The organism is Mucilaginibacter sp. (genome assembly GCF_028288105.1).
GTDB lineage: Bacteria > Bacteroidota > Bacteroidia > Sphingobacteriales > Sphingobacteriaceae > Mucilaginibacter.
In genome coordinates this window covers 1-8,513 of the sequence record NZ_JAQBOI010000065.1, presented here as the reverse complement: position 1 = coordinate 8,513, position 8,513 = coordinate 1, and the positions used below count along the sequence as shown (strand labels likewise).

Annotated in this window: 12 protein-coding genes; 5 read left to right on the top strand and 7 right to left on the bottom strand. The window is 39.8% G+C overall.

Annotated features, from left to right (window positions below; translation table 11 throughout):
• The 3 genes from JWQ85_RS04640 to JWQ85_RS04630 all read left to right on the top strand — a co-directional run.
• A partial coding sequence (locus tag JWQ85_RS04640; protein WP_299464662.1) for a CoA transferase subunit A occupies positions 1–494 on the top strand: 494 nt, incomplete at its 5' end.
• A 123-nt stretch (positions 495–617) separates the two neighbouring features.
• Entirely contained in the window at positions 618–1,349 is a 732-nt protein-coding gene (gene ubiE / locus JWQ85_RS04635; protein WP_299464659.1) for a bifunctional demethylmenaquinone methyltransferase/2-methoxy-6-polyprenyl-1,4-benzoquinol methylase UbiE, read from the top strand.
• Positions 1,346–2,071, top strand: coding sequence for an outer membrane beta-barrel protein (locus JWQ85_RS04630; protein WP_299464656.1), 726 nt, complete (start codon positions 1,346–1,348; stop codon positions 2,069–2,071). The genes ubiE and JWQ85_RS04630 overlap by 4 nt, the downstream gene beginning before the upstream one ends.
• A 2-nt stretch (positions 2,072–2,073) precedes the next feature.
• Here the strand turns inward: JWQ85_RS04630 and JWQ85_RS04625 are convergent, their stop codons facing one another.
• Both JWQ85_RS04625 and JWQ85_RS04620 read right to left on the bottom strand, forming a co-directional pair.
• The gene (locus JWQ85_RS04625; protein WP_299464653.1) at positions 2,074–2,577 is read right to left on the bottom strand and encodes a GNAT family N-acetyltransferase; all 504 of its coding nucleotides are present in this window, start codon (positions 2,575–2,577) and stop codon (positions 2,074–2,076) included.
• Positions 2,578–2,653: 76 nt separating this feature from the next.
• A complete protein-coding gene (locus JWQ85_RS04620) occupies positions 2,654–3,346 on the bottom strand; it encodes a S24 family peptidase (protein WP_256538990.1) in 693 nt (230 codons plus the stop codon).
• 216 nt (positions 3,347–3,562) lie between these two features.
• On the opposite strand from JWQ85_RS04620, the gene JWQ85_RS04615 reads away from it, so the two are divergent.
• Positions 3,563–3,745: a hypothetical protein gene (locus JWQ85_RS04615; protein ID WP_299464643.1), complete on the top strand. Its 183-nt coding sequence runs from the start codon at positions 3,563–3,565 to the stop codon at positions 3,743–3,745.
• A gap of 60 nt (positions 3,746–3,805) precedes the next feature.
• Complete coding sequence (locus JWQ85_RS04610) at positions 3,806–4,222, top strand: hypothetical protein (protein ID WP_299464640.1); 417 nt, start codon at positions 3,806–3,808, stop codon at positions 4,220–4,222.
• Positions 4,223–4,293: 71 nt separating this feature from the next.
• Here the strand turns inward: JWQ85_RS04610 and JWQ85_RS04605 are convergent, their stop codons facing one another.
• The 5 genes from JWQ85_RS04605 to JWQ85_RS04585 all read right to left on the bottom strand — a co-directional run.
• Positions 4,294–4,626 carry a hypothetical protein gene (locus JWQ85_RS04605; protein WP_299464638.1) on the bottom strand — a complete coding sequence of 111 codons (333 nt, stop codon included), beginning with the start codon at positions 4,624–4,626 and terminating at the stop codon, positions 4,294–4,296.
• Positions 4,627–4,721: 95 nt separating this feature from the next.
• On the bottom strand, positions 4,722–6,056 hold the full coding sequence (locus JWQ85_RS04600) for a HAMP domain-containing sensor histidine kinase (RefSeq protein ID WP_299464635.1): 1,335 nt from the start codon (positions 6,054–6,056) through the stop codon (positions 4,722–4,724).
• A gap of 163 nt (positions 6,057–6,219) precedes the next feature.
• The gene (locus JWQ85_RS04595; RefSeq protein ID WP_299464632.1) at positions 6,220–6,510 is read right to left on the bottom strand and encodes an RNA-binding protein; all 291 of its coding nucleotides are present in this window, start codon (positions 6,508–6,510) and stop codon (positions 6,220–6,222) included.
• Between the two features lie 123 nt (positions 6,511–6,633).
• A complete protein-coding gene (locus JWQ85_RS04590) occupies positions 6,634–7,194 on the bottom strand; it encodes a hypothetical protein (RefSeq protein ID WP_299464629.1) in 561 nt (186 codons plus the stop codon).
• A 224-nt stretch (positions 7,195–7,418) separates the two neighbouring features.
• On the bottom strand, positions 7,419–8,513 hold a 1,095-nt coding region (locus JWQ85_RS04585; RefSeq protein ID WP_299464626.1), incomplete at its 5' end, for a BamA/TamA family outer membrane protein.

The window sequence follows — 8,513 nt, the reverse complement described above, 5'->3', positions numbered from 1 at the left end:
AAAAGATGATATCATCGTACGTAGGCGAAAACGCCGAATTTGAGCGCCAGCTATTAAGCGGCGAACTGGAGGTAGAACTTATCCCACAAGGTACTTTAGCCACCCGCTGCATGGCCGCCGGATACGGTATGCCCGCCATATTTACCCCGGCTGGTATTGGTACCGAGGTAGCCATTGGTAAGGAAGTGCGCAATTTTAACGGTAAGGATTACCTGATGGAGATGGCCTTTGATGCCGGCTTTGCCATTGTTAAAGCCTGGAAAGGGGATGCTGCCGGTAACCTGGTATATCGATCGACCGCGCGCAATTTTAACCCGGTAATGGCCATGGCCGGCAAAGTAACCATTGCCGAGGTAGAGGAACTGGTACCCGTAGGCGAACTGGATCCCGATCATATCCATACCCCCGGCATATATGTACACCGCATTTTTGAGGGTAGTAATTACGAGAAAAGGATTGAGCAGCGGACGGTGAGAAGCCCCCTAACCCCCTGAAGGGGGAATTAATGTGCAGATGTGCAAATATGCAAATGCTTAAATCCGAAATTGAACATCCGAGATCCGAAATCATTTCCCCCTTTAGGGGGTTAGGGGGTTTTCTCTTATCTTTGCCATTCCATGAGCAAAACCATAACGCCCTACCAGGATAACGATACCACCAAAAAGGAACAGGTGGCCGATATGTTTAACAACATTGCCAAAACCTACGATTTTCTGAACCATTTCATGTCGCTGGGGATTGATATCATCTGGCGCAAAAAGGCTATCAACGAGCTTAAAAAAGACCAGCCACAACTGATACTGGATGTGGCTACCGGTACCGGTGATTTTGCCTTCGAAGCTTTATCCATACTAAAGCCTAAAAAGATAATAGGTGTAGATATTTCGCAGGGTATGCTGGATATCGCGAAACAAAAAATAGCTAAGCGCAACCTGTCTGATAAATTTGAGGTTAAACTGGGCGATTCGGAAAAATTGCCTTTCGAAGCCAATGAATTTGATGCGGTTACGGTTGCTTACGGCGTACGTAATTTTGAGCATCTGGAAACAGGCCTTGCCGATATCCATCGCGTGTTAAAACCTGGCGGAAAAGCCGTTGTGCTGGAATTTTCAAAACCAAAAGCATTTCCGATTAAACAATTGTACAAGTTTTACTTTAATTATATAACGCCGGGCATAGGTAAACTCTTTTCAAAGGATGCACGGGCTTATACCTATTTGCCCGAATCAGTTGCAGCTTTCCCGGATGGTGAAGCATTCACTAACCTGATGCAAAAAGCAGGCTTTAAAAATACCAAAAGCAGGCCTTTAGCGTTTGGTATCTGTTCCATATATACCGGTATTAAATGATAAAAACCTGCTATTTCATCTTAATATTATTGATGGGCTGCAGCAATTTTTTGTTTGCACAGGCATGGGGTGGCGGTGCAGATAATAACGATCTTAGTTTTGGTTTCTCTTTTTCGTATGTACAAAGCAGCTTTAAAATAATTAAGCAACCCAACTGGCGTAGTCCATTCTATGATGCTGATCTTAATACTTTTTCAACAGACGAATTGATAGGTATCAGTTCTAAACCATTGCCAGGTTTTGCCGTTGGTTTTTTAACACGTTACCGGCTTACTGATCATCTGGAAGCGCGTACCACTCCTTCCTTAGTATTTTCTGACAGGGCCGTGAGCTATGCTTACAAAACGTCAGAGCAGGATATTACCAAATCGGTGCAAACCACAACGCTAGATTTCCCCTTGCAGCTAAAATTAAAATCGGACCGGATTGGTAATATGAGGGCCTATTTGGTTGGTGGTTTAAAATATTCGGGAGCTATTGGTTCAAAAAAAGATGAAGCTAACACCGCACCTACCGAGCGCTTACTTAGAAACGTGAAAGGATATTCATCATATGAAGCCGGCTTTGGGTTTGATATCTACTTTGAGTACTTTAAACTATCGCCCGAAATAAAACTGACTAACAGTTTTGGGAACATCCTTGTAGCAGATAACACACCTTATGCAACGCCTATCAGCAAGTTATCGTTACACACATTTATGTTTAGCTTATTCTTCGAATAGGGTTAGTCTAATCGTTTTTCGTAACAGTAAAAACGCAAGCCTGGGCGAAACTCCAAACCCATCTCACCTAAAAATGTGTAGCCTAACTTAGGGAACAGCTTTTGAGTTGCTTCGTTTTTTGTATTGGTATCTACCCGCAAAGTCTCAATTCCTCGTTCTATGGCTTCGTATTCGGCCTGCATGAGTAAAGCTGCCGCGATGCCCTTCCCCCTAAAATGCGGACTAACGGCCAACCTGTGGGTTACAATGGCTGTTTCGTTTATGTCCAGGCCTACCTGCTCGTATTCGGGGTATTGCTCGGTAGTAATGGCCGTAACACCACCAATGGCTCCGTCAACATCAGCTACCCAAAGCTGGTTAAGTTTAATGTCGTTCTCAAAAACCTCGGGGTTAGGATATTTATCATCCCACTGCAGGTTGCCGGATGCTATCATTAATGGGACAACATCGGCTATTAAATTCATTATTTGTGGGATATCTTTTGATGTGGCAAGACGTATGTTCATTCTGTAAAGTCAAAAATCAAAATTAAAAAGTCAAAAACGCTTTTGGTATCTGCACATCCTCCAATTTGCATACCTGCTAATGATTATGCTTTTTATGAATATCCTTCACCAAACACAACTTTTTTATTTCATCTATGCGGATTGGGAAAGGAGCATATTTTAGACGGTTGCCAACCATTTCTGTTACATTATCCGAGTGGGCTATCACTTCCTCGGGGTTATCGCTGGCAAGCAGGCGTTTGTACATGCGGTAATCGCCCCATTCAATATAATATACTTCGCCGGGTAGTATCTTTTTATCGCTGATAATTTTCAGGGCCACCCAGCAGCCATTCTCCAGGTATGGGTACATAGAGTGCCCCCAAACCGGCAATGCAAAGTCGCATTCTTCAATCCCCGGGAAATTCATGCGCCCAACCGGGCGAGCATCATTTATATCATTATAAACCTCAACACCCGATGCTGTGGCCGTTATTTCATACATAGGTATTCCTTCTTCGCTTCTTACAACTACAGGTTTATCTGCATTTTTCTTCCCGCCTAAGTATTCGCTATATTTTTCTTTAAAAATCTTAAGCTTTTCAGGATCGATATTTTGCCTGCTTTTAATTATTTCGGTAATAGAACTGGCCGAATTAAAATTTAATGCTTCCGCAAGCTCGGAGTTGTTGTTAAATGCCCTACCCCTAAGTTGGTTGTAAAGTATTATAAATTCCAGTGTTTCAGGCCGTACTGTTTTTATTTTATTCGGTTTTGATAGCTCTTCCATGGCAATAAAAAATAATTACAGATAATTCTTTATTATATTAAAGATATTTCTTTATATTTGAATGTTCAATAAATGCTAATTTAAAACTAATAATCAACAATCCAAATATTATGCCTACAGAAATTAAAGAATATACTTTACGGTGCACAGGGTTTAGATGGTCTAAGATAATACTCATTGAACTAATTCAATTTATAAAATAATAAACAACAGAAAATGTATATAGCCTACTCTGCCTTACGCACACAACAAAAAAATGGCAAAGCCCTGCCAATAAATAAAGAACTAACAGAACGCTATGAGGCCTATCAGGCAACATGCCAAAAATACCAGGCCGAAATAGCCGCAATACAAAAATATATGCCTGGATGGATGCCTCCATTAAAGTTGAAAGCATAAGCGGAAAATTTCTTTTCAATCAATAATTCACTAAATCAATAAATCACTAATTGAAAAACCATGATAAAAATTGCACAAAAACTCAAAGATCAACTATGGTGGCTAATTATTACTGTAGATTATGACTACAGCCGCATAAGCATTGCCGACAATGAACTGAACGATGATACACTAACCCTTTGGTTGGAAGATAAGCACGATTTTAAAAACACGTTAGATGAGTGCCTGCAACTGGATATTTCTTCTAAACAGTTTGCCAAAGTTATTAAGGCAGAAAACCTGAACAGCTACGAAGGCCAAAGGCTGCACCCCAATAAGCAATTTGTATACAAAACTCGTGTGCAGATCAATGAGGCTATAACATGGTATAAGCAAGATGCAACCTTAGTTGAACAACAATGGGCACGTGAAGCAATGCTAAGAACAATATTAACTCAATTAGTAGAAACAGAGGCCTCGGTGGATAAAGGCTGGTAACAACTATGCCAATAAGCATATTGTACATAATAGCTCGCTACTATTCTGTACAAGCATTTGAATAATAATTACTATTTCACCTTTACCAATTGCTCTTTATCTACCTCAACAAGCTCTTCTACTTCGCTTAAAGCTTCGGCAGGTGTGGCGGCATAGTTGAGTTTACGGAAACGCCATATGGCAAAAGCAGGCTCCTGGTAACGATTAATGAGTTTGAAGAATTTTGGGAAGTTATGTACTTCATCAAGCAGTACACCAGTTACAATGCCGTTATTGTCTAATATTTCGCGAATGGTGTACTCTTTGTCTTTGGTTATCCAAATCTCAAAATCACGCCTTATTTCTCCGCTCTTATCAGCATCAATTTTATCATTAATACAAATCACTTTATCGCCCGGCTTCATATAAAGACAAAATTAAAAATTCAAAAGCAAAACATGTGTATTTTGTGTCATTATACATAACACCTCACAAGCCTGTTTTGATTTTGAATTTTTAACTAATTACTTGCCGGCATAGATACGAAGAAGGAGGTACCTTCCCCAATGTTGCTTTCAACCCATATATGGCCCCCTTGCAGTTCAGTAAACTCTTTACAAAGCAGCAAGCCCAGGCCTACTCCTTTTTCATTATCGGTACCAAAGGTTGATTGTGCCTGTAAGGAGAATAGCTCGGCCTGTTTATCCATAGACATCCCAATACCGTTGTCTCGGATAATAAGCCAGCATTCGCCACCAATTCGTTTGGCTTTAAAGCTTATTTGCCCGCCGGCCTGGGTAAATTTAATAGCATTACTAATAAGATTACGTATTACCAGCTGCAGCATATCGTTATCAGCTACGATACGTATGTCCCAATCTATCTCCACTGTAAGTATAATTTCTTTTTTTAGGGCTATGGCTTTTTCCAGCTCAATGGTATTAAACAAGGAATCGCGCAGATTAATATAACCAAGTTTAACGTTAACGCCATCCATTTGCGCTTTTGACCATATTAGCAGTTTCCCAAGCATATCAATAGTGCGGCGGGTAACTTTAAGCAGATCGCCTTCAACCATGCGGCGTTCTGTAGTATCCAGCTCATATTCTGTGATCAGTTCCAAATAGTTTTGAATATTACTTAAAGGGGAACGCAGATCATGTGCTATAATAGACATTAGTTTGTTCTTTTCGGAGTTGATGCGTTCTAACTCATGGTTCTGTTGAGTAATGTGCTGGTTCTGTATCGCGATGGCGCTGGTTTTTTCTAATGCCGAACGTTTTTCATAATCGTAATTACGCCTAAAATAAGTAACCGTATAATACATAACAATAACAACTACTATATAAGCCGATGTTAAATCAAAATAGCGGCTTTCCTTACTGGTGTAACTATTGGGTATCCATTGTGGATAATAATACTCTATAATATGCATCGCAACTATTATAGATATATTCACCGCTATCCAAAATTTCTGTTGATTTTTGGGAACAACGCAAAGCACCAATAAAACACATAGCCCCATTAACAGGTCGGTTGGGCCATAAGTTCCCGAGTTATAAATAAAGTTTATTGTAAACAGGAGATTACCTACAATGGTAAATACAGTAATGGCACTTTTTACTTTTCCTTTGTAGCGCGACAGGTAATAAAGCCCTGAAAAGATAATTAGCGTTACCATGCTTATTAAGGCCACATATGGTAAACCAATTAAATAATTGAATGGGATATTATAGGCAAGTGCCAGTATAGCAATAATGCAAAGCGAATGAAATATTCTAAATTCTAAAGGAAGCTCTGCAGTTGTACCTGTAAGCCTTATCCATAGCCTGTTTATATTTCCAAAGAGGCGCAATTTGTTATCAGTTTAAGGTTACACAAGGTTACAAATAAATTTCTACCGTGCAATACTTAAAGCTTATACCTTTCTTAAAAAAAGAAAAAATTTCGCGAATTTAAAAGGCATAAAAAAAGCCGGGCACTGCCGGCTGATCTCATTTAAAGAAAATATTGGGGGCTTAATTACGGCTAAAACCGCCTCTGCCGCCACCACCGTTAAAACCAGGACCTTTATCCTCGGCTATGTTAACTGTTATGCGTTTGCCATAATAGCTTTGGCCGTTCATGCATCTAATGGCTTCTTTAGCTTCCGCTTCATTAACCATCTCTACAAAACCAAAGCCCCTGCTTTCTTTTGTTTCACGATCTTTAACGATCCTGAGGGACTTAACCGGCCCAAAATCTCCAAAAACCGCATTTAATTCGGCCTCACTTACTTCTAATGGAAGGCCTCCAATAAATACTTTCATTAATCTCCTTTTGTTTTTGTGTAAAGATACGGAAAACAGGGCGATTTTTATAGTCTGCAGGGCAAATAAGGGGCTGTGTAAGGTGTTTTTTACAATGAGGTGTCAATACACCTGTAGTTGGATTTACTGTTTTTTCAGCTTCAGTTCAAAGGTTCCCTCTACCCTGTAAAGTGACGAATTAGGTTCGTCATCCTTAGAAAGAAAGGTAAAGAAATTCCCTTTAGCAAGCACGTCTTTCTGACGGTATTGCAACAGATTTATCTTTCCTGCATCACCGGGTTCGGCATATTGTGTAAGGGTATATTGTTGTGCATGCATCACATCAGCCATTATCAATAGCTGGCCGCCCGCAACCGGCTTGGTAAGGCTATCTGCAGCAGCCCCTTTTGAGCTTACTCCAAAACTCATGGTATGCGCTTTGTTAATAGCAGTAATGCCAAAATAACGATTATCGCCTGCACTCATGTTTACGAATGCAACAGAATCTTTTGAAGCATCAAAAGTGTAGGTAGAGTCATCCATTTTTATGGTGAGCGTACCTTCAACTGCAAGAAAATTATCTGGTGGTGTTACATTCAATGCGCTGTCGGCACTTAGGGCTATTTTCTTTTGATCTACAGCCTGCTCCCCGGTATCTTTTTGGCATGACATTGCCATCACCGAAAGGAGTAGGATTAATGACACGTACCAATTAGTAAACCGTTTTGAATGCATAGGTAAATCGATGCGATAAAATTAACGAAAAAATATTTTAATTAACGTACTTTATACACTTTAGCAATAAAATTTAACATTTTTTAACTATATCATTTAAACGAATTAAAAACCGCAAAGGTTTCCTCAATTTATTAAAATAATAACATTTTATTTCAATATATAATATTGACTATCAAGTAGTTTATTTTAATTTAAAATATCTCGCCAACAGTTACAAATACTCCTTTTGAACCGTGGTTACCAAAACCATAATCAATAGCTATATTAGTTTTTGATACTTTATTTAACTTGATACGCAAACCCGCGCCATAACCAGGCTGTATGGTTTGCAAAGCGGAACCCGGCGCAGCAGAAAAGGACTCCGCATTTAGAAATGCTACACCACCCAATAAACCATTTTTGGTGATTTTATATCGATACTCGCTTTCCAGGTAAACCATTTGTGCACCACGAAACCTGCCTTGTATATACCCCCTACCGGTACCATTGTATTGATCCCAGGTGTTGGCAGGAAGATCCAGATAAGGTGGTTTACCGTTAAGCACAAGCCAGTTATAGCTCCAAAAGGCAATAACGTTATTAGATGATGCCGGCAGCCTGTAATACTTCCGCACATCTATAATTAAGGAACTCCAAGCCGATGTACTTCCCAAAAAGGTTTTATTATCCCGGTACTGTACTGCTGCATAAAAACCCCTGGTTGGGTTAATGGAGTTATTACGCATATCCATCAAGGCATTAAGTGTTATACCTGATGAGGTAGTGCTGGCGCTGGGGCCATACAATGCATAATCAGACTGACTGCCATCCGGATTGCCTTTTTCTGATATATTAAAGTGTTTATCAAAGATGAACCCTGCACCTGCATACAGATTACCCACAATACGCGTTAGCAAGGTTTCGTGAAAGCGGAATAAGGCATAATCCATCGGGTTCTCATTTACCAACTTTGAATTAGTGCCCAAACCAAATGTACTTTGCGGATATTTATAATATTTAAAATCACCAATAAAGTTGAACTTGTCGCCTGTTGTCCAGATGTTTGATTGTAATGGAATGATGATCTGTTTATTTTGTGTATATGCCGCGTTTGATGATATGGTAGATATACGCGAATTGCCGGATATTCTGAAAGCCACATTTCCGGAAAGGGTTACCGCTAACTTGGTTTGCAGTGTATAACCAATTGCAGGCAATACAGAAAATACCGGCTTTGTTCCTATTACTGTAGTTGCTTTATTATCTACAGTCCCCTTTTTATTAAAAACTGAACGGATCAAATCGTA

What these genes read in the sequence shown, in the direction of transcription:
- ubiE (WP_299464659.1), top strand. Translation starts at nt 618, where the DNA reads ATGAGCAAAACCATAACGCCCTACCAGGATAACGATACCACCAAAAAG.
- JWQ85_RS04630 (WP_299464656.1), top strand. Translation starts at nt 1,346, where the DNA reads ATGATAAAAACCTGCTATTTCATCTTAATATTATTGATGGGCTGCAGC.
- JWQ85_RS04625 (WP_299464653.1), bottom strand. Translation starts at nt 2,577, where the DNA reads ATGAACATACGTCTTGCCACATCAAAAGATATCCCACAAATAATGAAT.
- JWQ85_RS04620 (WP_256538990.1), bottom strand. Translation starts at nt 3,346, where the DNA reads ATGGAAGAGCTATCAAAACCGAATAAAATAAAAACAGTACGGCCTGAA.
- JWQ85_RS04615 (WP_299464643.1), top strand. Translation starts at nt 3,563, where the DNA reads ATGTATATAGCCTACTCTGCCTTACGCACACAACAAAAAAATGGCAAA.
- JWQ85_RS04610 (WP_299464640.1), top strand. Translation starts at nt 3,806, where the DNA reads ATGATAAAAATTGCACAAAAACTCAAAGATCAACTATGGTGGCTAATT.
- JWQ85_RS04605 (WP_299464638.1), bottom strand. Translation starts at nt 4,626, where the DNA reads ATGAAGCCGGGCGATAAAGTGATTTGTATTAATGATAAAATTGATGCT.
- JWQ85_RS04595 (WP_299464632.1), bottom strand. Translation starts at nt 6,510, where the DNA reads ATGAAAGTATTTATTGGAGGCCTTCCATTAGAAGTAAGTGAGGCCGAA.